The sequence below is a fragment of the Priestia aryabhattai genome (assembly GCF_023715685.1).
Classification (GTDB): Bacteria; Bacillota; Bacilli; order Bacillales; family Bacillaceae_H; genus Priestia; species Priestia aryabhattai_B.
On record NZ_JAMBOQ010000004.1, the window covers coordinates 108,151 to 132,275 of the forward strand.

At 38.0% G+C, this 24,125-nt stretch carries 24 protein-coding genes; 18 read left to right on the forward strand and 6 right to left on the reverse strand.

Annotated features, from left to right (window positions below):
• Positions 1 to 61 precede the first annotated feature (61 nt).
• From M3225_RS19080 to M3225_RS19100, 5 genes are all read left to right on the forward strand, one after another.
• Positions 62 to 1,438: a sensor histidine kinase gene (locus M3225_RS19080; protein ID WP_251396269.1), complete on the forward strand. Its 1,377-nt coding sequence runs from the start codon at positions 62 to 64 to the stop codon at positions 1,436 to 1,438.
• Between the two features lies 1 nt (position 1,439).
• Complete coding sequence (locus tag M3225_RS19085) at positions 1,440 to 2,120, forward strand: response regulator transcription factor (protein WP_251396271.1); 681 nt, start codon at positions 1,440 to 1,442, stop codon at positions 2,118 to 2,120.
• Between the two features lie 118 nt (positions 2,121 to 2,238).
• Positions 2,239 to 2,571 carry a metal-sensitive transcriptional regulator gene (locus M3225_RS19090; protein ID WP_013056612.1) on the forward strand — a complete coding sequence of 111 codons (333 nt, stop codon included), beginning with the start codon at positions 2,239 to 2,241 and terminating at the stop codon, positions 2,569 to 2,571.
• A 14-nt stretch (positions 2,572 to 2,585) separates the two neighbouring features.
• Positions 2,586 to 2,792, forward strand: coding sequence for a copper chaperone CopZ (copZ, locus tag M3225_RS19095; protein ID WP_251396273.1), 207 nt, complete (start codon positions 2,586 to 2,588; stop codon positions 2,790 to 2,792).
• Positions 2,793 to 2,877: 85 nt separating this feature from the next.
• Positions 2,878 to 5,295 (forward strand): heavy metal translocating P-type ATPase, encoded by a 2,418-nt coding sequence (locus M3225_RS19100; RefSeq protein ID WP_251396275.1) that lies wholly within the window; start codon positions 2,878 to 2,880, stop codon positions 5,293 to 5,295.
• Positions 5,296 to 5,433: 138 nt separating this feature from the next.
• Here M3225_RS19100 and M3225_RS19105 read toward each other — a convergent pair whose 3' ends face one another.
• Entirely contained in the window at positions 5,434 to 5,862 is a 429-nt protein-coding gene (locus M3225_RS19105) for a hypothetical protein (protein ID WP_251396277.1), read from the reverse strand.
• 229 nt (positions 5,863 to 6,091) lie between these two features.
• Between M3225_RS19105 and M3225_RS19110 the strand changes: the two genes are divergently transcribed.
• Both M3225_RS19110 and M3225_RS19115 read left to right on the forward strand, forming a co-directional pair.
• The gene (locus M3225_RS19110; RefSeq protein ID WP_251396278.1) at positions 6,092 to 6,649 is read left to right on the forward strand and encodes a YdhK family protein; all 558 of its coding nucleotides are present in this window, start codon (positions 6,092 to 6,094) and stop codon (positions 6,647 to 6,649) included.
• Positions 6,650 to 6,842: 193 nt separating this feature from the next.
• The gene (locus tag M3225_RS19115; RefSeq protein WP_251396279.1) at positions 6,843 to 8,153 is read left to right on the forward strand and encodes an MFS transporter; all 1,311 of its coding nucleotides are present in this window, start codon (positions 6,843 to 6,845) and stop codon (positions 8,151 to 8,153) included.
• A gap of 67 nt (positions 8,154 to 8,220) precedes the next feature.
• Here M3225_RS19115 and M3225_RS29650 read toward each other — a convergent pair whose 3' ends face one another.
• Complete coding sequence (locus M3225_RS29650) at positions 8,221 to 8,355, reverse strand: hypothetical protein (protein ID WP_285885380.1); 135 nt, start codon at positions 8,353 to 8,355, stop codon at positions 8,221 to 8,223.
• Positions 8,356 to 8,734: 379 nt separating this feature from the next.
• Between M3225_RS29650 and M3225_RS19120 the strand changes: the two genes are divergently transcribed.
• Positions 8,735 to 8,914 (forward strand): hypothetical protein, encoded by a 180-nt coding sequence (locus M3225_RS19120; RefSeq protein ID WP_013082801.1) that lies wholly within the window; start codon positions 8,735 to 8,737, stop codon positions 8,912 to 8,914.
• 148 nt (positions 8,915 to 9,062) lie between these two features.
• Positions 9,063 to 9,383, forward strand: coding sequence for a 2Fe-2S iron-sulfur cluster-binding protein (locus M3225_RS19125; protein WP_221779773.1), 321 nt, complete (start codon positions 9,063 to 9,065; stop codon positions 9,381 to 9,383).
• Positions 9,384 to 9,607: 224 nt separating this feature from the next.
• Here M3225_RS19125 and M3225_RS19130 read toward each other — a convergent pair whose 3' ends face one another.
• Positions 9,608 to 10,174: a peptidoglycan-binding domain-containing protein gene (locus M3225_RS19130; protein WP_251396280.1), complete on the reverse strand. Its 567-nt coding sequence runs from the start codon at positions 10,172 to 10,174 to the stop codon at positions 9,608 to 9,610.
• A gap of 545 nt (positions 10,175 to 10,719) precedes the next feature.
• Between M3225_RS19130 and M3225_RS19135 the strand changes: the two genes are divergently transcribed.
• The 6 genes from M3225_RS19135 to M3225_RS19160 all read left to right on the forward strand — a co-directional run bounded on the left by M3225_RS19135 (position 10,720) and on the right by M3225_RS19160 (position 17,572).
• The gene (locus tag M3225_RS19135; protein ID WP_251396868.1) at positions 10,720 to 11,712 is read left to right on the forward strand and encodes a YibE/F family protein; all 993 of its coding nucleotides are present in this window, start codon (positions 10,720 to 10,722) and stop codon (positions 11,710 to 11,712) included.
• Positions 11,709 to 12,485 (forward strand): YibE/F family protein, encoded by a 777-nt coding sequence (locus tag M3225_RS19140; protein ID WP_251396281.1) that lies wholly within the window; start codon positions 11,709 to 11,711, stop codon positions 12,483 to 12,485. The genes M3225_RS19135 and M3225_RS19140 overlap by 4 nt, the downstream gene beginning before the upstream one ends.
• 381 nt (positions 12,486 to 12,866) lie before the next feature.
• Positions 12,867 to 13,217: an ArsR/SmtB family transcription factor gene (locus M3225_RS19145; protein WP_251396282.1), complete on the forward strand. Its 351-nt coding sequence runs from the start codon at positions 12,867 to 12,869 to the stop codon at positions 13,215 to 13,217.
• Positions 13,218 to 13,232: 15 nt separating this feature from the next.
• Positions 13,233 to 14,531 (forward strand): arsenic transporter, encoded by a 1,299-nt coding sequence (locus M3225_RS19150; RefSeq protein ID WP_251396283.1) that lies wholly within the window; start codon positions 13,233 to 13,235, stop codon positions 14,529 to 14,531.
• Positions 14,532 to 14,907: 376 nt separating this feature from the next.
• Entirely contained in the window at positions 14,908 to 17,061 is a 2,154-nt protein-coding gene (locus tag M3225_RS19155; RefSeq protein ID WP_251396285.1) for a DNA topoisomerase III, read from the forward strand.
• Between the two features lie 112 nt (positions 17,062 to 17,173).
• Positions 17,174 to 17,572, forward strand: coding sequence for a PaaI family thioesterase (locus M3225_RS19160; protein WP_251396288.1), 399 nt, complete (start codon positions 17,174 to 17,176; stop codon positions 17,570 to 17,572).
• Between the two features lie 3 nt (positions 17,573 to 17,575).
• Here M3225_RS19160 and M3225_RS19165 read toward each other — a convergent pair whose 3' ends face one another.
• Positions 17,576 to 18,205: an NUDIX hydrolase gene (locus M3225_RS19165; protein WP_251396290.1), complete on the reverse strand. Its 630-nt coding sequence runs from the start codon at positions 18,203 to 18,205 to the stop codon at positions 17,576 to 17,578.
• Positions 18,206 to 18,340: 135 nt separating this feature from the next.
• Here M3225_RS19165 and M3225_RS19170 point away from each other — a divergent pair, with 135 nt between their 5' ends.
• The gene (locus M3225_RS19170) at positions 18,341 to 19,030 is read left to right on the forward strand and encodes a DUF421 domain-containing protein (RefSeq protein ID WP_251396292.1); all 690 of its coding nucleotides are present in this window, start codon (positions 18,341 to 18,343) and stop codon (positions 19,028 to 19,030) included.
• Between the two features lie 41 nt (positions 19,031 to 19,071).
• Here M3225_RS19170 and M3225_RS19175 read toward each other — a convergent pair whose 3' ends face one another.
• Entirely contained in the window at positions 19,072 to 20,589 is a 1,518-nt protein-coding gene (locus M3225_RS19175) for an alpha/beta hydrolase (RefSeq protein ID WP_251396294.1), read from the reverse strand.
• 257 nt (positions 20,590 to 20,846) lie between these two features.
• Here M3225_RS19175 and M3225_RS19180 point away from each other — a divergent pair, with 257 nt between their 5' ends.
• Positions 20,847 to 21,758 (forward strand): AEC family transporter, encoded by a 912-nt coding sequence (locus M3225_RS19180; RefSeq protein WP_251396296.1) that lies wholly within the window; start codon positions 20,847 to 20,849, stop codon positions 21,756 to 21,758.
• Between the two features lie 125 nt (positions 21,759 to 21,883).
• Positions 21,884 to 23,383 (forward strand): glucose-6-phosphate dehydrogenase, encoded by a 1,500-nt coding sequence (gene zwf, locus M3225_RS19185; RefSeq protein ID WP_251396298.1) that lies wholly within the window; start codon positions 21,884 to 21,886, stop codon positions 23,381 to 23,383.
• A 12-nt stretch (positions 23,384 to 23,395) separates the two neighbouring features.
• On the opposite strand, the gene M3225_RS19190 is transcribed toward zwf, so the two are convergent.
• Positions 23,396 to 24,073, reverse strand: coding sequence for a GntR family transcriptional regulator (locus M3225_RS19190; protein WP_251396299.1), 678 nt, complete (start codon positions 24,071 to 24,073; stop codon positions 23,396 to 23,398).
• Positions 24,074 to 24,125 lie beyond the last annotated feature (52 nt).

Genomic DNA, 24,125 nt, shown 5'->3' on the forward strand with positions numbered 1-24,125 from the left:
TTTTATTCTGCACAGTTTCTTCAATTATTACTTCTATAATTAAAGCAAGGGATGTGAATAAATGAATAGAATTTCTATTAAGCTTGGACTCTTGTTTTTAATGTTCATTTTACTAATTGAAGCCGCTCTCTTTTTTTACTTATATAGCGGTCTTGCCAATACAAGAATTTCAGAGGAACTACAAAGCTTGCGTCTAAGAGGAAACAGTCACCGTGAAGTATTGGAAAAGCATCATGATTCGGCTACGCTTAACCATGTTGCACTGATGGAATCTGAAGCAGAAACTGATGTTGTCATAACAGATAAATCAGGGAAAATTATTAGTTCGTCTAGGCCTTTAATTCGAGGTGCAAGAAAAGCAGTAGAAGAATGGAAAGGAAAGTCTCTTACATACAAAGGTGAAATTATGCAAGGCGATTGGAAAAGTAAACCTTATATCGCCACAGCATCACCTATTAAAAAAGGCCATCAGCAGTTCGGAACGGTTTATATGTTCAAAAACACAAATGATATTCACGAAATGATTGCGAGGCTTCAGCATCATTTTTACGTAGCGGGAGCTGTTTCCATTTTATTTTCGATTGTGACTATTTTTGCCCTGTCTAAATTTATAACCGCTCCTTTGATCAAGATGAAAAAAGCAACAGAGAAGCTGAGTCAAGGAGATTTGTCTGTGAAACTGGGTGCTCATTCAAGAGATGAACTCGGACAATTAGGAATGTCCATTCAGTTGCTAGCTAATGAGCTGCAGCGGTTAAGAAAAGAGAGAAATGAATTTTTAGGCAGCATTTCACATGAACTTCAAACTCCTTTGATGTATTTAAAGGGCTATGCGGACGTAGCAAAACGACCTTCTAATCGACCGGAAGAACGTGATAAATACCTTGCTATTGTGGAAGAAGAAGCGGAAAGAATTTCACAGTTAGTCAAAGATTTGTTTCAGCTGGCGCAGCTGGATCAGCATACATTTTTTATTCAAAAACAAAAAGTAGAACTAGCTACATATTTGCACACCATATGCGCGCACTTTAATTTAGCTTTAAAAGAAAAAGAGATGGAGCTGGACATAAGCTGCCCTCAAGGCCTTTACATTCCACTAGATCCTGAAAGATTTAAGCAAGTGATTATCAATTTACTTGATAATGCAATGAAATATTCAAAAGAAGGGACCAAAATTGATTTAATTGTAAAAAAATCAGCTAGATCATTGACAATAACCCTTAAAGATCAAGGGATAGGTATTCCAGAAAAAGATCTACCCTATATATTTGACAAGCTGTATCGAGTAGAAAAATCCCGCTCGAGAAAAAGCGGAGGATACGGATTAGGCTTATCAATTGTAAAAGAGATTGTAGAAGCTCATGGAGGGGAAATAACAATCACAAGCGAGACCGGAAAAGGAACGACTGTAGAGATTGTATTAAGAGAGGATGGATAGGATGACAACCATTTTATTAGTGGATGATGAAGTAAGGATGCTAGATTTACTAGAACTTTATCTACTGCCAAATGGATTTACATGTATAAAATTTGAAACAGGCACAGAAGCGCTACGCTATCTTTATGAAGGTAACAAAGCAGATTTGATGTTATTAGATATTATGATGCCAAGCAGAGATGGGTGGGAGATTTGCCAAGAAGTAAGGAAAATGTCTGATCTACCGGTCATTATGCTCACAGCCCGCAGCCAAACATTAGATGTAGTAAAAGGGTTAAATATAGGGGCAGACGACTATATTACTAAACCGTTTAGCGAAGAAGAATTGGTTGCACGCATCAGTGCGGTTCTTAGACGTTCGTTAAAGGAAAAACACGAAATCACCTACAAAGGGGTAGCATGGAGCAAGGCAGACCACGTATTACAATATAAAAATCAGCAGATTCAAGTGACGCCTAAAGAGTTTGAATTAGTGGGGTTACTTCTTCAGCATTTAAACCGTGTGTTCAGCCGAGACGACTTGCTTGTGTTAGTGTGGGGATATGAGGCGGAGATTGGAGACCGTACTATTGACTCTCATGTGCGAAATGTTCGGGATAAGCTTAGAAAAGCGGGCTTTCCTGTAGACGAATACTTGCAAACCGTATGGGGAATAGGCTATAAGTGGGTTGATGTTAGTTGAAAATGATATGAGCATAGCTATCGAAATTGGTGAAAAGATAAGTAAGCAGAAGTGACCTTTTCTCTTTACATAGGGTAGGGGGGTATAGTATGATGGAGTCATGAAGGGAGGATGTTAGATGGTCGAAGCGAATCACATGAATAGTGAAGAAAAATGTTGTACGATAAATAGTGAAAGAAAAAGTCACCATTCTCCAGAAGTGAAAAAAAATCTAACAAGCCGATTAAATCGAATTGAAGGACAAATTCGAGGAATTAAAGGATTAATTGAAAAAGATACGTATTGTGACGACGTGATTACTCAAATCGCAGCTGCGCAGTCTGCTTTAAATAGTGTAAGTAAAATTTTGCTTGAAGGTCACTTGAAGCATTGCATTGTAGAACGTGTGCAAGATGGTGATGAAGAAGTAGTGGATGAATTATTAACAACTATTAAACGATTAATGAAATAAAGGAGATGCTAGAAATGGAAAACGTAACATTATCAGTACAAGGAATGTCTTGCGGTCATTGCGTCAAAGCTGTTGAAGGAGGCGTAGGTGAACTTAATGGCGTTAAAAGCGTAAAAGTAAGCTTAGAAGATGCAAAAGTAACAGTTGCATTTGATCCAAGTCAAGTAACGGTCGAAGATATTAAAGAAGCTATTGATGACCAAGGTTATGACGTAGCATAAACAGCATCGCGTGCGAATACCTTCGCACGCTTGATTTAGGAAAAATATATACCCCTTACAGGTATATAACAGGAGGCGAAACGTGATGAGTGATAAACAAAAAGAAGCCACCTTGCAAATTACGGGTATGACATGTGCAGCGTGTTCTAACCGAATTGAAAAAGGATTAAAAAAAATAGAAGGTGTAAAAGAAGCAAGCGTGAATTTGGCTTTAGAAAGATCTACTATCATATTTGATCCGGCTAAAACAAATCCACAGGCCTTTGAAGAAAAAATCGAAAAGCTTGGGTACGGAGTTGTAAGCGAAAAAGCGGAATTTACTATTACGGGCATGACGTGCGCCGCTTGTTCGACTCGTATTGAAAAAGGGTTAAACAAATTAGAAGGCGTGACAAAGGCAACAGTTAACCTTGCTTTAGAAACGGCTTCTGTTGAATACAGCCCTTCTCAAATAGCTTCCCAAGATATAACGCAGCGAGTTGAAAAACTTGGATACGGAGCAAAGCTAAAGTCGGAAGAAAAAGAAGAAGAGCAAAGCTACCGAGAAAAAGAACTGAGTAAACAAAAAGGGAAGTTTTGGTTTTCGTTTATTTTAAGCGTACCGTTATTATGGGCAATGGTTAGCCATTTTACGTTTACATCGTTTATTCCTTTACCTCATATGCTGATGAATCCATGGGTTCAGCTCGCTTTAGCTACGCCTGTTCAATTCGTGGTAGGGAAGCAATTTTATGTAGGTGCATTTAAAGCTCTGCGTAACAAAAGTGCCAACATGGATGTTTTAGTAGCACTAGGCACAAGCGCAGCTTATTTCTATAGTTTATACTCTTCTCTTAAATCGCTTGGCTCATCTGCTCATACGGATCAGCTTTACTATGAAACGAGCGCTATATTAATTACGCTGATTCTTTTAGGAAAATTATTTGAAGCAAATGCCAAAGGCCGTTCTTCAGAAGCAATTAAAAAGATGATGGGTTTACAAGCTAAAACGGCTGTTGTAGTAAGGGACGGAGCGGAAGTTGAAATTCCAGTGGAAGAAGTGCAAAAAGGCGAAGTTATTTTTATTAAACCTGGTGAAAAAGTACCTGTAGATGGAGAGATTATTGAAGGACAATCGGCTTTAGATGAGTCCATGCTGACAGGTGAAAGCGTACCAGTAGATAAAAACATTGGAGATAAAGTAATTGGAGCCACACTCAATAAAAATGGTTTTCTAAAAATAAAAGCTACGAACGTTGGAAGAGAGACGGCGCTTGCGCAAATTATTAAAGTAGTAGAAGAAGCGCAGGGTTCTAAAGCGCCTATTCAGCGATTAGCTGACTATATTTCAGGTATATTCGTGCCAATTGTGGTTGGAATTGCTCTTCTTACTTTCTTTGTTTGGTATATTTGGATTGTGCCTGGCGAATTTACACCGGCTTTAGAGAAGCTTATTGCCGTATTAGTAATTGCATGTCCATGCGCGTTAGGCTTAGCTACTCCAACTTCCATTATGGCCGGGTCGGGCCGCGCCGCAGAATTTGGTATTTTGTTCAAAGGCGGCGAGCATTTAGAAGCAACGCATAAAATCGATACGGTTCTTTTAGATAAAACGGGAACTGTTACAAATGGAACTCCCGAGTTAACTGATGTACGTATTGCACAAGGGTATAAAGAAAATGAGCTATTACAGTTAGTTGCATCGGCTGAGCGTTTATCAGAGCATCCTCTAGCTCAAGCACTCGTAGCAGGTATAAAAAATAAAGGTATAGAGGTTCAAGATCCTTTATCTTTTGAAGCTATTCCAGGGTATGGAGTAAAAGCAACTGTACAAGAACGAGAGCTGTTAGTGGGAACAAGAAAGCTTATGAACCAACATAAAGTGAACATTGATGCAGCTTTAGAAGAAATGACAAATTTAGAACGAGAAGGAAAAACGGCTATGCTCGTTGCTCTTGACGGAAAATATGCCGGCATGCTTGCTGTTGCAGACACCATTAAAGCGACTTCTAAAGAAGCAGTTTCTAGGTTGAAAGAGATGGGCTTAGAAGTGATGATGATTACAGGAGATAATCGTCAAACAGCTCAGGCTATTGCGATGCAAGCCGGTATTGAGCACGTTATAGCAGAAGTATTACCAGAAGGCAAAGCAGAAGAAGTGAAAAAGCTTCAGCAGCAAGGTAAAAAAGTCGCAATGGTAGGAGACGGTATTAATGATGCTCCTGCACTTGCGTTAGCTGATATTGGAATGGCCATCGGAACAGGAACGGATGTAGCGATGGAAGCCGCTGATATTACGCTGATGCGAGGAGACTTGATGAGCATTGCAGATGCAATTGAAATGAGTAGAAAAACGATCTCTAATATCAAAAAAAACTTATTCTGGGCAATGGGTTACAACACGCTCGGTATTCCAATTGCAGCAGTTGGGCTGTTAGCACCTTGGGTTGCTGGAGCAGCGATGGCTTTTAGTTCTGTATCCGTTGTATTAAATGCACTGCGATTGCAGAGAGTGAGGCTATAAGGTATGAAAAAGTGGATCATTTCAGCTATTTTGTACGTGCTTACAGTAATAGCAGTATATGCTGTGTGGGAAATATAAAGTGAAAAATATTGGAGTCACCAAGCCATTTTCGGTGAAAGTGATGTAAAAACAAAGCTGCTAAAGAATATTCTTTAGCAGCTTTGTTAGGTGCAAGGAATTTTTTTGGTTTAATTCATACCCTTTAAGATGAAGGTCCTCGGGATGCTTTTGATGAGCAATTAACACATCTCGTCCATCATCCATAATCCAAATGAAATAACGACGGCTAGAACCGTCTCCATAGGTAATGGTCATTTTGCAATCAATGCTCCCAGCAGATTCTTCATCCAAGAGAAGTTTCATGCGCTGTGCTTTTTTTATACTGTTGGTGAATGCATTCATATCTTGTTCATCGATAAAAGTTTTGAGCGTTTTCATTTTAATGGACGTTACTTCTATCTTTTGTACGTTAGGTGAGAGCGGGGAGTGTGCGGAAGCAAAAGGAGCTCCAATCACCAAGCTAACTACAAGTAAGCGTGAGGATAGAGCAAAGCGTATTTTTGGCATGTTTCTTTCCTCCTTTTATTTTTATACTTTTTCCTTGTAGTAAGTGTTTCATACGAAGGCCTTTTTTAGGCACAGGAATTCTTCGTACCAAATTACCCTCATCTTCACAAAATCTGCACAAAGTGTGGCTACAATAAAGAAAAGAAGAAGAGTATGCAAAGATAAGTTGTTTCTAAGGATTAAATGATTCTTCATTTTAAAATTTATTATGTGGAAAAGAGGGACTGTCATGAAAAAACAGCTATTTATTCTTGGTGCATCTGTCATTATTGGACTAAGCGGATGCGGAAACGATTCTAGTCATGAAAAGCCTTCAGCTGACAAAAACGAATCCATGCATGACCACTCAGAGATGAATCACTCTAGTTCAGGAGAGGTTCCAAAAGGATTAAAGAAAGCTGAGAATCCAACATATAAAGTTGGGGATAAAGCCGTTATGAAAGCTGATCATATGAAAGGCATGAACGGGGCTGAAGCAACGATTGTTGGTGCTTACGACACTACGGCTTATACCGTTTCGTATACGCCAAAGACTGATGGAAAAAAAGTAAAAAATCATAAGTGGGTTATTCAAGAAGAAATAAAAGGTGCGGGTAACAAGCAGTTAAAGCCAGGTAGCGAAGTAACGCTTGAAGCAGATCATATGAAAGGTATGAAAGGCGCAAAAGCAACGATTGATTCAGCCGAAAAAACAACGGTATATATGGTAGACTATACACCGACTACAGGCGGAGAGAAAATGAAAAATCACAAGTGGGTAACCGAAAGTGAACTTTCAACCAAATAGACTGTTAGCGAGAAAAGCCTAGGAATAGATTTATTCTTAGGCTTTTTTGTTTGCTTCTTGTTTTATGTTTTATAATGATGAATTTCTTACATGATGTATGAAGAAAACTCATGTTTCTTTCAACAGAAGTTGTGGTATTAAGTAGAATGCTACGGTAATAAAACGACCAAACTACTGATGAAAGGAGCTAGTTATGAGTGAACATACAGTAAAGCGAACAGGACGCACACGATGGTTCATTTCATCTTTGTTAAGCAGTATGATTATTTTAAATTATTTTGATCGTGTAGCGGTGTCAGTGGCCGCTCCTGCAATACAAGATGCATTTCACTTAACGGGAACAGAGCTCGGAATTGTCTTTTCTATTTATACGTATTCTTATACGCTCATGCAAATACCTGCCGGAAGCTTGCTTGATCGGTTCGGAGTAGCATGGGTGACAAGAGTTGGTATGGTGATTTGGAGTTTATTAACGATGTCGATGGCTTTTTTGCAAGGAAAACTTCTTCTCTATATCGTCCGGTTTTTAATAGGAATAATGAGTGCTTCAGCTTTTCCGGCAGCGTCAAAAGCTACGTCGCTATGGTTTCCTCCAGACGAAAGAAGCTTACCAAATTCTTTGTTTGATTCAGCGGCCAAATTTTCAAATGTACTTGGCGCGCCTCTTGTAGCGTTTCTCATCACCAAATTTGATTGGCGCACAGCATTTTTATCCATTGGAATTATAAACGTGCTGTTTACGCTGCTGTTTTGGTTTTATTACGAAAAACCAGAAAAGCATAGACGCATATCAGATGATGAGTTGAAGTATATTCAAGAAAATAATCTAAATGCGAACGATGAGCAAACATCAAAATTTTTACATACCTTAAAAGTATTATTTACGAATCGAAAAGTCTGGGGGCTAATGATTGGGTTTACAGGCTATGGATATACGTTTAACTTACTGTTAACGTGGCTGCCAACTTTTTTAAAAGAAAAATATGGTATGGATATCATGTCATCGGGTCTGCTTACGGCAGTACCTTGGCTAATTGCTACATTTGCTGGCATTTTAGTTGGCGGGTGGCTTGTTGATTACCTCATAAAAAAAGGATATAACAGTCAAAAAGTATATCGCACGATTATTGTTGTAGGATTATGCTTAGGGTTTGTTTTTTTAGGATCTATTTTCACCAATAGTGTCGTCGTAGCAATGATTTGTATCTCGATTGGACTGGCAGGTATATCTGCAACTGCACCAATCGGCTGGTCTATTTCTGCGGAAATTGCGCCTGCAGGCTCTATTTCCCTTCTCAGTTCTATTGTTAATTTAGCTAATAATTTGTTTGGAGGAATTATAGCTACAGCTTTAACGGGATATCTTTTGGATAAAACTGGTTCTTTTGATCTAAGCTTTATTGTAGCAGGAATTGTATTGTTGCTAGGCTTAATGTTTTATATTTACGTGCTAGGAGATATTAAACAAATTAAGATTCCGAAAAACCAACATACAAGAGATTGAGACATAACTAAATCAATTCAATCTAAAGACTAATAAATTAGATAAATGATCTGGTATGGATTGCTTGTTACACCGCTGTTGATTTTCGTGCAAGGCTTCGCTTTCCGCGGGCGGCCGATGAGCCTCCTCGTCGCTTACGCTCCTGCGGGGTCTCACCTATTCCGCTTTTCCCGCAGGAGTCTTCGCCTTGCCCTCCAATCAACAGCTAGAAGCAACTAACACATTAAACCTACGTTTACCATAACAACGAAAAAAGGCCGCACAATTAATTAATAATCTCGATTAAGTGTGCGGATATTTCTTTGGCTAAAATACTTTTGTCCCAGCCTCTTTTAATTATAAATAACGATAGTGATGTGAAAAGCCTAGTCTGCCGATTTGAAATGCTATTAAGAAGGGAAATAAGGTAAATTTGTTTGTCTGAAACATATGATAGGGGCTTATTTTAAAATAGAATTGTTAGTATAACATGTTCTTAAAAAGGTTAAGATGGTTTTTATGAAGAAATTTTGTGTCTACTTTTGTTATTTCGGCAGAAGTAGATATGAACCGCACTATAAAAAATAGAAAGGCAGAGGAACATGAATCATAAAGAAAGTGAAAACAATACTGAGTTAAATCAAAGTCATTTGTTAAAGGAGCCTCAACGCATAGAATTATCTAAGTATCAAATTTTAAAAGCACTGATACCTGTTATTATACTTGGGATTGTAGTTTTAGTTGCCGTATTACAAAACGATGGTCTTCTTAATTGGATTTAGGCGTGTAAAAGGGGTTTGTAACGTACAAACAGATGTCGCAATCAGTAGAAATAATGGATTGCAACTTATTACAGGCATGCAATAAAAAGAAACTGCATATAGTGTAATTCAAATCGCTTGTACACAGTAGAGGGAAAGAGGGAGGTACATGCCAAGAGTAACTGTTTTGGGATACGGAAGTTTTGAAGTGGAAAAAGGAAAAAAGCTTGTCTTGGCACTCGAAGACAATGGTATAAATATTCTTCATCGGTGCGGCGGGAAAGCCAAATGTACGACTTGCAGGGTAGAAGTGCTCGAAGGCGAATATTGTGATTTAACAAATGCAGAGAAAAATGCATACTCAGAAAGTTCAATTGAAGATCATTTGCGCTTATCTTGCCAAATCCGCGTAAATGAAGATGTCACTGTTCGGCCAATACTAACGGTAGAAAGCTCAGGGCGCGAAGCAGGGCCTCGACCCGCAGAGTAGTCCTGTAATCGAAAAAAGCAGCGTGTGGAATGTTCACATGCTGCTTTTGGTATTTTTGCTTAAAAAAATAACAAGAACAGCTGTGGGGAGAAAAAGCTGTTCTTGTTCAAGTAAAATACCTACGGAATGATGTTTTTAAATTTTAGCATTGTGTAAGACGAGTAGTAAATCACTCAAAAGAGTGATTATAAAAGCTTTTTTCGAACCGTTATCTGTAAATAGATTTAATTGGATGCTTCAATCACATCTCCATTTTTGTAAATATGATACCACCCTATGGTACCTGATCCCCCTTGATCCATCCAGTCTTTATTTTTTGCTACGAATCTATAGTAAGCTTTATCGTTGTTATCTTTCCGTAAGCGGTCGTCTGTACTGAAGACAATATTTTCACCCAATTCTTTTTTACCGAATGTAATAGCTGTACTGACAGGAAATTGCTTTCTTTCTACCTTGTTCTCATCTAAAGCTGCCCATGTTAAGGGGCCAACAATACCATCTGGAGACAAGCTGTGATCGATTTGAAATTCTTTTACTACATTTTGTGTTTGCGTACCAAAAATTCCATCAACTGATGTGTTATACTTCACATCTTTTAAGCTTTGCTGTAAGTCTCTTACATAGCTAGAGTTAGAACCTTTACGAAGCGTAGGCCTTGTTTCTGCTTTAGCTTCAATTTTTTGTGAGTAGGTATCTTTAGCAGCTGCTCCAGCAGTTGGAGTGCTGAATGATACGCATGTTGTTACAAGCGTGAGAGTAGAAAGCATGACAAGTGTTTTTTTCGTTAACATGAAATAACCTCCTTGTTTTAGCAACTATTTGTCGCTTTTCATGAGTTTTATAACTGTAGCTATAAAGTCAATTTATTATAGCGCAGGCAATTCTCTATTTGTTTTTATATTCCTATGATTATATAAAATAGTCATAAAAAACTAGTGAAGTGGATAGATTGTTCTATATTTTCACTATAATTTCATTTTTCTCTGATACAGTACGGAATGTGAAAAACGGTAGGTTTGAGCGTCTTTTCTACCTACAGTATGTCTTGCTGTACAACGCTCATAATAAATGAATGAAAAGACTGCAAAGGAATTTAGACCTCTTTGCAGTCTCTTCATGTTCAAAAGCCATGCGTTCAAATGATAACCAGAAAGGAAAGTATGTTATGTCTCCTCTGTATTCTCAGCATATAAGGAATCTTTTTTTGAAAGTAAAGTCCAGTAAATCATCACGTAAGCAAATCTCTATATACATACTAGGAATTTGCTGTTTGTGTGTAGCCCTGTTTTTAACAAACCACAATTATTCTCTTTATAAAAAACCGATAGCTGAGGTAGTGAAGACGAATGTTGTAGAACAAAACAAATCTGCTGATTTAAATCATAACAAAGATACCGTATATTCTCAGAAAATTGTTGCTAAAATAATGAACGGAAAATATAAAGGAAAGCTTATCCATTTAGAGAATACGTACTCATACTCAGGTGCTTATGATCAAAAGTACACTGTAGGGACAGATCTGTTTGTCTCCTTAGAAAAGAATTCACAGCATGCTCTAAACGGAACGATTGAAGGAGTGAAGCGGGACAAGCAGGTTACCGCTGTCGCGGGTTTATTTGTATTAATTTTGCTGGCTATTGGAAGAAAACAAGGTTTTTATTCAATCATTAGCTTATTTATTAATATTGTCCTTTTAATCGGGGCCCTCAATGTATATTTAGCACTAGGGAATGTGAGCTTGTTAGCTGTATGTATTGTAGCTGTCGTTCTCTTTACAGTTATTTCTTTATTATTAGTAAGCGGTAATAAAGAAAAAACGCATGTAGCGATTATTTCAACTTTAATAGGTACATTTGTTTCTCTTTTAATTGCGTATGGTGTCATGCAACTAACAGATTCTAATGGCCTTCATTATGAAGGAATGGAGTTTGTGACGATTCCTCCTCAAAAAATATTTATGAGTGAGGTATTAATAGGATCTTTAGGAGCTGTTATGGATGTAGCGATTACGATTACTTCTTCTGTCTATGAACTATATGAAAAGAATAAAGAGATAACACACAAGGACTTACTGAAATCTGGCAAGGAAATTGGCGGAGACATCATGGGAGCGATGACGAATATTTTATTTTTTTCATATATAAGCGGAACAATCCCAATGGTTCTTCTTTATTTGAAAAATGGCTCTCCTTTAGGATACACGTTTTCGATGAATTTCTCGTTAGAGTTAATCCGTGCTCTTACTGGCAGCATTGGCATTGTTTTAACGATTCCCATTACACTCTATCTTTCGATTCTTTTTATTTTTAGGAAGGGGAAAAGAAAGTGAACGTTTTACTATCGCTTGCTCTTATTTTATTTATCCTTATGAGTATTGTGGGCGGGAAAAAAGGAATTAGATCGTTCCTTGCTCTGTTTTTGAATTTTGGCGTTGTTTTTTTAACCATTCTCTTTATGCTGTCTATAAAAAGTACGATTATTGTGACGTTGATCGCTTGTACAATCATTAGCTGCATTAATTTATTTTATATCAATAAATTCAATAATAAAACGCTTGCTGCGTTTGTTTCAACGATTCTTACCTTAGCCGTTTTAGTACTTTTTATTTTTATCACTGAACATCATGCACTGATTCAAGGATTTGGAGAAGAACAGGAAGAAGAAATTAACGCTTTTTCACTTTATGTTGGAATTGACTTTGCTAAAATAGCCATTTGTACAATTATTATGGGTGCTATAGGAGCGATCATTGATATTTCGCTATCTATTTCATCTTCTATGAATGAATTATTTGTTCATGATCCGTCCGTAACTAAAAAAAATCTCTTCCATTCTGGTTTAAAAATCGGAAGAGATATTTTGGGCACCACAACCAATACACTGTATTTTGCTTTTGTAGGCGGTTATTTGACTTTAATTATATGGTTTAAGAGATTGTCGTATTCGTTTGGAGATATTATCAATTCGAAAACTTTTTGTGCAGAAGTCATTTCTATTTTAAGCGGAGGTATTGGTGTAGCCATTATTATTCCGATTACTTCTTGGATTAGTGCCTCTATTTTCTTACAAAAAAGAGAAAAAGCGAAGCGAGTTCTAAAATAAGCCGATTAATTAAAAATCTACACCTTAGTTGCTAGTTATAGTCTAACAATTAAGGTGTAGATTTTTGTAACAAAGTTTAAATGAAAAGACAGCTCAACAAGATTTCATGAATTTCAAAAAGATAAGACATTATAAAAGGACAGTTGCGGGGAGCTATCAGGATGAAGCTCATGATGAAAACCGATGATAATTATCAAATATATAAATTACATCTATTAAAACAAAGCCTAAGAATCAGACCCAGTCATTATTCTTCATATTTTATCCATTGCATTTCGCTAAAAAAATTGTAAATAATTTAGAAATCAATTATAGTAATGAACATTAATACATCAGCCCATTATTATATATCAATTGAAATGGAGTAGGAGGTGTTCATTAATGAGTACAAAATCTATAGATAGTATTGAAAAGGCAGCCCAAATCTTAAAATTATTGGGAGATAAAACAAGGCTTTCGATGGTGAAATTAATAGAGAACAATGAATGCTGTGTGTGTGAGTTCGTGGATATCTATCAAGCTAGCCAACCTTCAATTAGTCAGCATTTACGAAAATTAAGAGATGCTGAGCTTGTGAAAGAAAGAAGAAAAGGGCAATGGATTTTTTATTCTCTTAATAAAGAAAGCCAGTACTATGAGTTTGTTCTTGGCATACTTGAATCTGTACCAAGTCAGGACGAACGCTTAAAAGAGCTAGAAAAACAAGGACTACGTATTAGTTGTTGTGAATAATTGGAGGTTTAAAAAGTGACATCAGTTGTACTAGCATCATTGATTTTTTTAGTAACATTAATTTTTGTCATTTGGCAGCCGAAGAATTTATCAATCGGTTGGTCGGCTTGCGGGGGAGCAATTCTTGCTTTACTGGCAGGCGTTGTTGATTTTCAAGATGTTCTTGAGGTAACCAGCATTGTGTGGAATGCGACTCTTACGTTTATCGCTATTATTATTATTTCTTTAATTTTAGATGAAATTGGTTTCTTTGAATGGGCAGCGCTTCATATGGCTAGAGCTGCAGGAGGGAACGGCGTGCGTATGTTTGTTTACGTGTCTCTTCTTGGAGCTGTTGTAGCAGCGCTATTTGCTAATGACGGAGCAGCTTTGATTTTAACACCTATTGTCTTAGCCATGGTTCGGGCGTTAAAGTTCGACGATAAAATGGTTTTTCCGTTTATTATCGCAAGTGGATTTATTGCGGATACAACGTCGCTGCCCCTTGTTGTTAGTAACTTAGTGAATATCGTATCAGCCGACTTCTTTGGTATTAGCTTTTCTGAATTTGTATCACGCATGATTGTTCCAGATTTGGTTTCTCTGTTTGCGAGTATTATGGTCTTGTATGTGTATTTCCGCAAAAGAATTCCTAAGAAATACAATGTAGCAGATTTGCAGAAGCCAGTGGATGCCATCAAAGATGAGAAAATGTTCCGGCTGTCCGGAATTGTCTTAGTTTTGTTAGTACTAGGATATTTAATTGGAGAATTCTTTAGCGTCCCTGTTTCTATCATCGCAGGTATTATTGCTATCCTGTTTTTAATGATGGCCAAAAAAAGCCGAGCGGTTCACACAAAAAAAGTGTTAAAGGGAGCTCCATGGGCGATTGTCTTTTTCTCGATCGGCATGTATGTCGTTGTATACGGCGTGCGTAATGCTGGTTTAACAGAAATTTTGGCTGACGTGATACAAGCAACGGCTAGCCATGGACTGTTTGCAGCAACAATCGGTATGGGATTCACTGCGGCTATTCTTTCATCGATTATGAACAATATGCCAACAGTTATGATTGATGCACTAGCAATCGATGCAACACACGCAGCTGGAACAATCAAGGAAGCGTTGATTTATGCAAATGTCATTGGATCGGATTTAGGCCCGAAAATTACCCCGATTGGCTCTTTAGCGACGCTTTTATGGCTTCATGTTCTTTCGACAAAAGGCGTGAAGATTTCATGGGGAACGTATCTTAAAACGGGTATTATCTTAACTATTCCGACACTGTTTATTACGCTTGCTGGTTTGTATATTTGGTTACTCATTATTTCATAACACGTGCTAAAGGAGATTTGTTTTGCTGAAACAGGCAAGTAATAGTTAGAGCCAAATGAGCCGAGAGAATAAATTTTGACTCATTCTCTATACTCTTGAGTTACCGGGGAATTCTCAAGATGTAGTGTTATTTTAGTTCGTATGATAATGGGTGTTGCCAGGAAAATTCAGGTGCGTATTGAAGCTGTAGAAAATCGATCTACAGCTTTTTTATTGAAAAGGTATAACGGACAACGACACGTTTTTAAAATGAGATATGTATCTCTCATCTAAACTACTTTTCTCCCCATTCATACTCCAACAGCTCTTTCTATGATAAAATAATAAAACTGACTAAGTTTCACATGGAAATTTGAAATGTAAGGTGATTAGATACATGAAGTTAATTATTGCAGAAAAGCCGGATCAAGGATCGACGCTAGCTTCACAGTTTAAGCCGAAGCGTCGCGACGGCTATTTAGAGATTCCACCGAATGAAGTGTTTACGGACGGAGCGTATGTGACGTGGGCAGTGGGGCATTTATGTCAGCTTGTGAGTCCGGAAGATTATAAGCCGGAGTGGAAAAAGTGGTCAATTGACACGCTGCCGATGATTCCAGATCGTTTTCAATATGAAGTGACGCGCTCAAAAGCGAAGCAGTTTCAAGTGGTAAAAAAATTGCTTAAAAAGCCGACGGTCACAGAAATTATACATGCGGGAGATGCGGGGCGCGAAGGAGAATTAATCGTCCGTAATATCATTCAGCTGTCAGGTGTGCATAAGCCGATGAAACGATTGTGGATTTCTTCTTTAACTCCAAAAGCCATTTATGATGGGTTTCAACAGTTAAAAGACGAAAGCGATACGCGTAACCTTTATTATGAAGCATATACAAGAGCATGCGCGGATTGGGTCGTTGGGATGAATGCTTCACGCGTATATAGCATCTTATTAAAAAAGCATGGCATGTCAGATGTTTTTTCAGCAGGACGCGTTCAGACTCCGACGCTTGCTTTGATTGTGAAGCGTGAAAAAGAAATTGATAATTTTAAATCAGAGCCGTTTTGGGAAGTGCTTGCTAAGTTTGATATTGAAGGAAAGAAGTATGAAGGCAAATGGCATCAAGACGGAGAATCGCGTCTCAAAGAAAAAGAAATGGCGTATAAAATTGCTCAGTTTTGCGAAGGAAAAGACGCGGAAGTTCATGAACTCGTAACGGAGCGAAAAGAGTTCCAACCGCCTCTATTATTTAACCTATCATCACTTCAAGCAACGGCGAATAAGGCGTTTAAGTTTTCTCCTAAAAAGACGCTTGATGTGCTGCAAGGGCTGTATCAGAAAGGAATTGTTTCTTATCCGAGGTCAGACTCAAACTACGTAACAGAAGGAGAAGCGGAAACATTTCCTGAGATTTTAGAAAAGCTGAGTGCTTTTTCTGAATATGAACATTTATTTCCGCTTCCTTCCGCTTCGATTCTAGAAAATAAACGCTATGTAAATGCAAAAAAAGTGAGCGATCACTATGCGATTATTCCAACGGAACAAGTGAAGGACCCTAGCAAACTGTCAGGAGACGAGCAGAAAATTTACGACCTAGTCGTAAGACGGCTAATTGCGGCACACTATGAAAAAGCGATTTTCGACTATACAACAATTACGACACTCGTGGAAAAGCGAGCAGCTTTTATTTCAAAAGGAAAGCAGCAAATTCAAGAAGGTTGGCGTAAGGTGATTTTTCAAAATGAGAAAGATGACGATGTCATTCTCCCTAATGTTCAAGAAGGCGAAACGGGAAAAGTTATTAAGGTAGACGTGAAAGAAGGTAAAACACAGCCTCCAAAACGCTACACGGAAGGTCAGTTGATTACACTGATGAAGACAGCGGGTAAGCATTTAGATAATGATGAGCTGGAGAAAATTTTAGCAAAATCAGAAGGCTTAGGCACGGAAGCTACGCGTGCTGGAATCATTACAATGCTTAAAGACCGTAAATATGTTGATGTGAAAAAAAACCAAGTATTTGCGACTGATAAAGGAAAGGTATTGATTGACGCGATTGGAGATAAAATTTTAGCTTCTCCAGAAATGACGGCTAAGTGGGAGCAACGTTTAGCTGAAATTGGGCAAGGAGCAGCATCAGCTGCCGCTTTTATGGAACAAACAAAGAAGCTGTCAGCTAAAATTATCGAAGACGCTGTCGAAGCAGAAAGCAAGTGGAACTTCAGCGGATACGACACTGAATCCATTCAGCGAAAAGGCAAAGGCAAAGGTAAAAGTTTTTCTTCTAAATCGTTTGGTTCGTGCAAGCTTTGCGACGGAAAGGTAGTCGATAAAGGCTCCTTTTACGGATGCTCAAACTATGCAAAAACAAAATGCACATTTACCGTATCGAAAAAGATTTTAGGTAAAACAGTCACGCAAGCTAATTTAAAAAAGCTGTTAAGCGAAGGACAGACAGACTTGATTGAAGGTTTTAAAAAAGGTGATAAGACATTTAATTCCAAGTTAGAATGGAAAGAAAACAAAGTGCAGTTTTTATTTGAAAAGTAGAGAAATAAAAAGCGTTTGCTAAAGAGCAAGCGCTTTTTGTATATGAAAAACAGGAGTTTTCCAGCTTTTCTAGAATCTCTTACGTAGTTTACTTATACAAAGGATGAGATTGATGAAACGAACGAGTAAAGGGATGATTCCGTTTTGGGATTATATTGGCATCGAAGAAACGCTGCTTGAAAAAGGATATGCAGAGTTAAAAATTACAATTCAATCGCAGCTTCTTCAAGGAAGAGGAACGGTTCATGGAGGCGTTATTGCCACGCTTATCGACGCGGCGGTTGGTTCGGCTGTGCGGTCTTCTCTTTCTGAGGAGGAAAGTGCCAGTACAGTTGAGTTAAAAGTGAATTACACAAGACCAGGAATAGGTGAATATTTAGTTGCAAAGTCTACACTGTCTCACCGTGGCAAAACGCTTGCTGTTGGAGAAGTGAAAATTGAAGACAGCAGCGGCAAGCTTGTTGCGCTTGGCAGTGCAACGTATATGATTTTTTCAGTAGAAAAAGCTTAGATTCTAAGCTTTTTCTACTGAATGAAGATGCTGGCTAATGAATGTAATAATCGTTTCATAGTAAGCTTTGGGATGAGGAGCAAATTCACTTTTGTGTGCTATACGGTGAATAGGCTCTTTTTTATTTGTTATTCCTTCAATGATCAGTTCTATTTGATTTCCAAGCCACAGTTCGCAAAAGTGAGAAAACGGCGCTTTTACAAGTCCTGATACTTCTTCTTGCTGCAAAGTAAAAGCACTGAGCGGATGAGAGCTGTGGTATAAAAATACGTGTGCTAATTCTTTATCAATATAGTGTGCCTGAGATACTTCGTATTTAAAGACATCCACAGGAAGCAATTCATCAAATGAAATGTTTACGCCGAGTTCTTCGTGAATTTCTCTTACTCCGTCCTGAGCGGTTTCTGTATGAAGCAAATGTCCCGCAGCTGTGATATCGAGTGCACTGGGATAATCTTGTTTTTGCTCGCTGCGAATTTGAAAAAAAATATAGTCTGTATCATTTTCTCTGCTGACAAACCAGCAGTGAAACGCTTCGTGCCAATAGCCTTTTTCATGAACTTCTTTGCGAGACGCTGTTCCTATGCGCTGCTGTTGGTCGTTAAATACGGTTAACACTTCATCGTTCATCATAAGTCCCCCAATTTGTTTCCTACTTCTTTCTACTCTAACCTGTCATGAAGGGTATGTAAATAATGGAAGATAAAAAACGCGTTCATACATAAAAATATGCACAAAATAAAGGATACATTAATTTTAGTAAAGAAGGTGCATGCGTTGAATCATTGGATGGAAGTGGTACTTCGTTCAGTGTTGATTTTACTTGGTTTGTTTTTTATTACAAAGCTGTTAGGGAAAAAACAGTTATCCAAACTTTCTTTTTTTGAATATATCGTTGGCATTACAATTGGAGATATTGCGGGAACAATTTCAATGGATGTAGATTTACAGGCAAGTCATGGCGTAGTAGCGATTTTAGTGTGGGCATCGTTCCTTATTGTTGTATCTAACGTATCGTTAAAAAGTATAAGCTTTCGAAAAGCGGTGGAAGGGACGACGACGATTCTCATTAAAGAAGGAAAAATTCTTGAGGAAAATGTAAAAAAAGAAAAATATACAGTAGATGAGCTCATGGAGCAGCTTCGGAAAAAAGATATCTTTTATGTGGAAGACGTAGCTTTTGCTATGCTTGAAACAAACGGCGAATTAAGCGTGTTGTTAAAAAAAGAAAAGCAGAACGTTACGCGGGAAGATTTATCGTTGAAAGGAGAACATACAAAATTACCTCAAACGATTATCATGGATGGAAATATAATGAAAGAAGCTGTTCATGAGCTGGGGTATAGCGTAGCGTGGGTTAAAGAGCAGCTAAAAAAGAAAGGTGCCGCAGTCGACAAGGTATTTTTAGGGCAAGCAGACTCAGCAGGTCATCTGTATCTTGATTATTATGAAGACTAAAAGAAAACAGAAAGCAAGTAACACTTGCTTTCTGTTTTTGTTTAGCGGGGATCTACTTCTTGCCCGGATTTTATGTCGATTACTTTAAGGTTGTTTTGAGGTGCTTTAATATCTTTACTTGCAGGCGCTGCTTTTTTATTTTCCACCCAGTCTACTAACAAATCAAAAGATTGATGGGCATAAGGAAGCAGGGGCTGAAGCTCTTGATTTGGATCCGTTTGTTTATTCCATACTAAGCTATCAACATGATTTCCATTTTTTATGGTATAGAGGCGATGAAGCTTTGCTTTACCAGCTTTTTTAACGAGCTTTTCATAGCCTTCAGCATGGATAGATGGAAAGATAAGTGAATCGAGAGAGCCGGTCATACTGATAAGAGGAACATCGATATCACCTGTATTTTCTACTTTTGCTACATTTTCTTTTACGCTTTTTGGACGGGTTTGATAGCGATAATTTTCAAAAATGTAATCCCATGAGCGATCGCGTAGGCCTGATGAAGTAAAGTTTAAATAGTTGTGCCAGTTTGTTCTTCCGGGAGCTGTCGGATCAAAGTGATCACGGTAAATGTTTAATGTGACCGCCCAGTACACTTGATCATGATAATTCCATAATTTTTCTGATCCTTTCGGAAGACCTGCTTTATACATTTGTTTAATGGCTTTTTTCTGTTCTTTTCCCGTTCCGTACAGCGCTTCTTCTGCGTTGTTTACAACGGGTGTTAGTGAGCTAATTAAATTGGGCGCTTTTGCACTCCATAATACGCCTTCCCAATCGACGCCTCCATCAAATAAACGAGGCTCTTTTGTTTGTTTTGGATTATCGTGTTCAAGTGCGTATCTGACGACATATCCACCGTTTGAAATTCCAATCGCATACGTTGGTACTTTATGATTGTTTCGAATCAAATCGCTTGCAGGATTTTTTCGATTGGACGGGTCGATTAGTTTGTCCGAGTAATGAGTAGTCAAGTATTGCTGGGCAGCTTTTGTCATTTGACGATAGCGCATATTCCATTCTGCTACGCTGTCGTCTTCGTTAGCAAGTGCATTTTTTATTTTAGCAAAAGGATCGTTAGGATCACTTTCTCCTTGCGTTCCTTTATCAATCGCGGCAAACGCATAGCCTTTTTTAAGGACGTAATCGCTGAATAATAAATCGGTGGACGTTTCGTTGCGCGTGGCAGGAATGCCGGCTACCACAAGTTTCCCATTCCAGTTATCAGGAACTCGGATGACGAACTGAGCGTCTTCGAAAATTCCATTTACTTGCGTTCCTTTAACCGCAGCAGGCTGATTGATTCGATACCAGCCTGATTCATCTTCAGCTTTTCCCCAGTTATAAGGAGTAAGCCCAATGTTGCCATAGAGCGTAGCTTGCTGATATTGAGCGGGGTTTTTAGTGGTGAGCCAATTCCCATTCGCTCCATCAAAATAGGTTTCTGCCGACTGATCAGCATTTGGAATTACATCTGTTTTGTTAGAAGCTTCAACAAGAGATCCTGAAGCTGAAAAACAAAGAGCAGCAGAAAAAGTAAGCGCTATCATTTTTCGTTTCACGTTTCTTCCTCCTCATAAAAATACTACATACCTTTTAAATAAATTCCATAAAAAAGAAAAATGTCCTGTTTTAAAATCAGTTTGGAGGAAAGTTTTTTCATTTGTTCCTAAGGTGTTTTTGTCTAACAAACAGGTAAAGTGCATCCAATTCTCTAGTTTCTTTTTAGGCTGCTTATATTATAATGAAACAAGGATTAAAAAAGACAGGGTAAAACAATCGATTAAATAAGTATAAAAGAGGGTAAGGGAGTAGGTCTATGAGTAGCTTTAACAGTCAGTTTTTGTATTCCATTACAATCATTCTATTAGGATACATACTAAAACGAACAAACCTCCTTCAGCAAAAAGACGGGGAAGCTTTAGCACGAATTATTTTTAATATTACAATGCCTTGCTTGATTATTCTCACATTCAGCAGTATTAAAATTGATGGATCGCTTATCTTACTATTAGTTATTGGGATTGTCTATGGCTTGCTGTTAGCTGCTGTAGGAATTTTTGTTTTTCGAAAAGATGAGCGAAAAGTGAAAGGCATGCTGACGATGATGATTCCAGGGTTTAATATTGGAATGTTTGCTTATCCGTTAGTAGAAGGCATTTGGGGAAAAGAAGGGCTTAAATATTTTGGTATGTTTGATGTCGGAAATGCCTTTGTTATTTTTGTTTTATGCTATGTAATTGGCAGCTACTATTCAGGAGATGATATTGACATTGAATTTAAAAAGATTTTATACAAAGTATTAAAATCGATGCCGCTTCTTACCTATGTAATCATTTGTCTTCTTGCGATTATAGGCATTCATTTACCATCATATGTATTAGACGTTTCAAGCATTATCTCTAAAGCTAATATGCCGCTTTCTCTTTTGCTTTTAGGTGTATATTTAAATTTTTCGTTCCAAAAAAGCTACTTGAAAAAAATTATTATGTTTTTAAGTATCCGCTACGTAATCGGACTTGGCGTAGGAATTGCGCTGTTTTTCTTGCTTCCATTTGAAGATATGTTCCGGTATACAATCTTAGTTTGCTTCATTCTACCGGTAGCGGGATCAGTTTTACCTTACGCAGTAGAATTCAAATACGATCAAAAATTTGTCGGCACCGTGTCAAATATGACTATTCTGCTGAGCTTTTTACTGCTGTGGGGAATGACAAATATTTTAATGTAAATAACAAAGGACGCTCGCACTTGTGAGCGTCCTTTTTGATGAAAAAAGGATATTCCCAAATAAACAGAGGTAAGCTAGGAGAAGAGAAAATCCATCATACATACAACCTGACGGGAGGAAAAAAAGTGGAGTCCTTAACTTTTGTTTTATTTGGCGCAACGGGTGATTTAGCAAAAAGAAAAATCTTTCCCGCTCTTTATAATTTATTTACAGACAAAAAGCTCCCTGCTGCTATTTCTATTATTGGGTCGGGGTACGAGCAGCTATCTCATGCTGATTTTAAAGAGCATGTAAAGCAATCTATAAACGATTTTTCGAGACGGAAAATGGAAAGTAACGAAGAAGCTTTTTTGTCGCTGTTTCATTATCAAGCAGTAGAGGCAAGCAAAACAGAAGATTACGAACAGCTACTAAAGCTTGTTAATGAGCAAGAAACCAATCATGGAAGTGAAGGGAATCGTTTATTTTATTTGTCCGTAGCACCCGAATACTTCGATGTAATTGCCCTGCATATAAAAAAAAGCGGCTTGGACCAAACCAGCGGCTGGAAGCGCCTTATGATTGAAAAGCCGTTTGGACATGATCTTGCTTCAGCAAGAGAGCTTAATGAGAAGCTAAGCAGTACATTTAAAGAAGAGGAAATTTATCGAATTGATCATTATTTAGGTAAACCGATGGTGCAAAATTTAGAAGCGCTTGAATTTACGAACCCCGTACTGCAATCGCTGTGGAATAACAAACACATTGCGAACGTGCAAATTACGGCAAGTGAAACAGTCGGTGTTGAAAATCGTGCAGGGTATTATGATCATACGGGGGCCATACGCGACATGATTCAAAATCATATGCTACAGGTTCTCATGATGACAGCCATGCATCTTCCAAAACGGATTTGCTCAGAAAACATTTTAGAAGAAAAGCAAAAAGTAATGGAGTCCCTGAGAAAAATTCAAGGGGAAGAAGTAGCTCGCGATGTTGTACGAGGACAATATGGAAGCGGAGAAATCGATCACAAATCTGTTAGAGGATACAAAGAAGAGCCCGGCGTAGAAGCAGACTCTAAAAATGACACGTTTGTAGCAGCGCGTTTATGGATTGATAATCCATTTTGGAAAGGTGTTCCTTTTTATATTCGAACGGGCAAACGAATGAAAGAAAAATCAACTCGTATCGTAGTAGAATTTAAAGATTCCTTAAAAGGTCTGTATGAAACTCCTTATGACAAAGTAGCACCAAACTTATTTATTATCGAAATTAGTCCAAGCGAAAACGTCGCTCTGCAGCTTAATAGCAAAAATCCATTAAAAAATGGTGTTATTGAGCCGGTTCGTATTACGTTTTCAAGAGAAGAAGAAAGTGTCCCGGAAGCATATGAACGAATTATTTACGACGCATTAATCGGCGACTCCACATTTTTCGCTCATTGGAAAGAAGTAGAACTATCTTGGCAGTGGGTGCAGCCTGTATTAGATGCATTTGAGGCTGATATGCTGCCGCTTCATGAATATCCATCTGGTTCACAAGGCCCTAAAGAAGCGCAGAAATTAGTTGCACAAGAAGGCTTTAAATGGTGGCTCGATGACGATGAACATGGGGAAGCACCTGGAGTGTTTTTACCGATTTGAAAAAAGCGCCTCTTAATTTAAAGAGGCGCTTTTGATGGTTAATCGTTTTTGTAAATGAACAAGATCATGATGTAAATGTTTTTGCATATGCTCAACGGCCTTTAAACTGCGTTTTTTCATAAAGGTGAACACTTGCTGATGCTCATCTAAAATCTCAGCAGCCCGTCCTTTACCTTTAAAATTAAGCACCCGACAAAAATAAATCAATACATTTACGCTATCGAGCTGTTTTTTTAAATGTTTATTATGACTATATTGAAGAATCAACTGATGAAAATGTTCATTTAGTTCAATAAGCCGAGAATCTTCGGCTCCTTGCTGCATTTCCTCAGTGGTTCTGTTTAACAACTGCTCAATGAAAAGAAGCTCTTCATCCGAAGCGCGAGTGATACACAGCTCAACGGCTAAAGACTCTAAAGCTGTACGAATTTGATAAATCTCTTCTACGTCTTCAGTAGACAGGGAATAAACAATAAAGCCTGTTTTTTGATCTGCAACTAAAAGGCCGTCTTTTTCTAATAAACGCATTGCTTCTCTTATAGGAGAGCGGCTGACCCCGAATGCTTTAGCTAGCTGGGTTTCATTGATTCGCTGACCCGGTTCATATTCACCGTTCACAATCATTTGCTTAATTTTTTCATAAAATTGAAGATAGTATGGTAACGGCTTATGTAAATCAAAATTGTTCATTGATATACCTCGTTTATTTATAATCATTTATTTCCTAATTATAATACGCTTG

Bases quoted from the DNA above. Each gene is read 5' to 3' on its own strand.
- M3225_RS19080 (WP_251396269.1), top strand. From the start codon at position 62: ATGAATAGAATTTCTATTAAGCTTGGACTCTTGTTTTTAATGTTCATT.
- M3225_RS19085 (WP_251396271.1), top strand. From the start codon at position 1,440: ATGACAACCATTTTATTAGTGGATGATGAAGTAAGGATGCTAGATTTA.
- M3225_RS19090 (WP_013056612.1), top strand. From the start codon at position 2,239: ATGGTCGAAGCGAATCACATGAATAGTGAAGAAAAATGTTGTACGATA.
- copZ (WP_251396273.1), top strand. From the start codon at position 2,586: ATGGAAAACGTAACATTATCAGTACAAGGAATGTCTTGCGGTCATTGC.
- M3225_RS19100 (WP_251396275.1), top strand. From the start codon at position 2,878: ATGAGTGATAAACAAAAAGAAGCCACCTTGCAAATTACGGGTATGACA.
- M3225_RS19105 (WP_251396277.1), bottom strand. From the start codon at position 5,862: ATGCCAAAAATACGCTTTGCTCTATCCTCACGCTTACTTGTAGTTAGC.
- M3225_RS19110 (WP_251396278.1), top strand. From the start codon at position 6,092: ATGAAAAAACAGCTATTTATTCTTGGTGCATCTGTCATTATTGGACTA.
- M3225_RS19115 (WP_251396279.1), top strand. From the start codon at position 6,843: ATGAGTGAACATACAGTAAAGCGAACAGGACGCACACGATGGTTCATT.
- M3225_RS19120 (WP_013082801.1), top strand. From the start codon at position 8,735: ATGAATCATAAAGAAAGTGAAAACAATACTGAGTTAAATCAAAGTCAT.
- M3225_RS19125 (WP_221779773.1), top strand. From the start codon at position 9,063: ATGCCAAGAGTAACTGTTTTGGGATACGGAAGTTTTGAAGTGGAAAAA.
- M3225_RS19130 (WP_251396280.1), bottom strand. From the start codon at position 10,174: ATGTTAACGAAAAAAACACTTGTCATGCTTTCTACTCTCACGCTTGTA.
- M3225_RS19145 (WP_251396282.1), top strand. From the start codon at position 12,867: ATGAGTACAAAATCTATAGATAGTATTGAAAAGGCAGCCCAAATCTTA.
- M3225_RS19155 (WP_251396285.1), top strand. From the start codon at position 14,908: ATGAAGTTAATTATTGCAGAAAAGCCGGATCAAGGATCGACGCTAGCT.
- M3225_RS19160 (WP_251396288.1), top strand. From the start codon at position 17,174: ATGAAACGAACGAGTAAAGGGATGATTCCGTTTTGGGATTATATTGGC.
- M3225_RS19165 (WP_251396290.1), bottom strand. From the start codon at position 18,205: ATGATGAACGATGAAGTGTTAACCGTATTTAACGACCAACAGCAGCGC.
- M3225_RS19180 (WP_251396296.1), top strand. From the start codon at position 20,847: ATGAGTAGCTTTAACAGTCAGTTTTTGTATTCCATTACAATCATTCTA.
- M3225_RS19190 (WP_251396299.1), bottom strand. From the start codon at position 24,073: ATGAACAATTTTGATTTACATAAGCCGTTACCATACTATCTTCAATTT.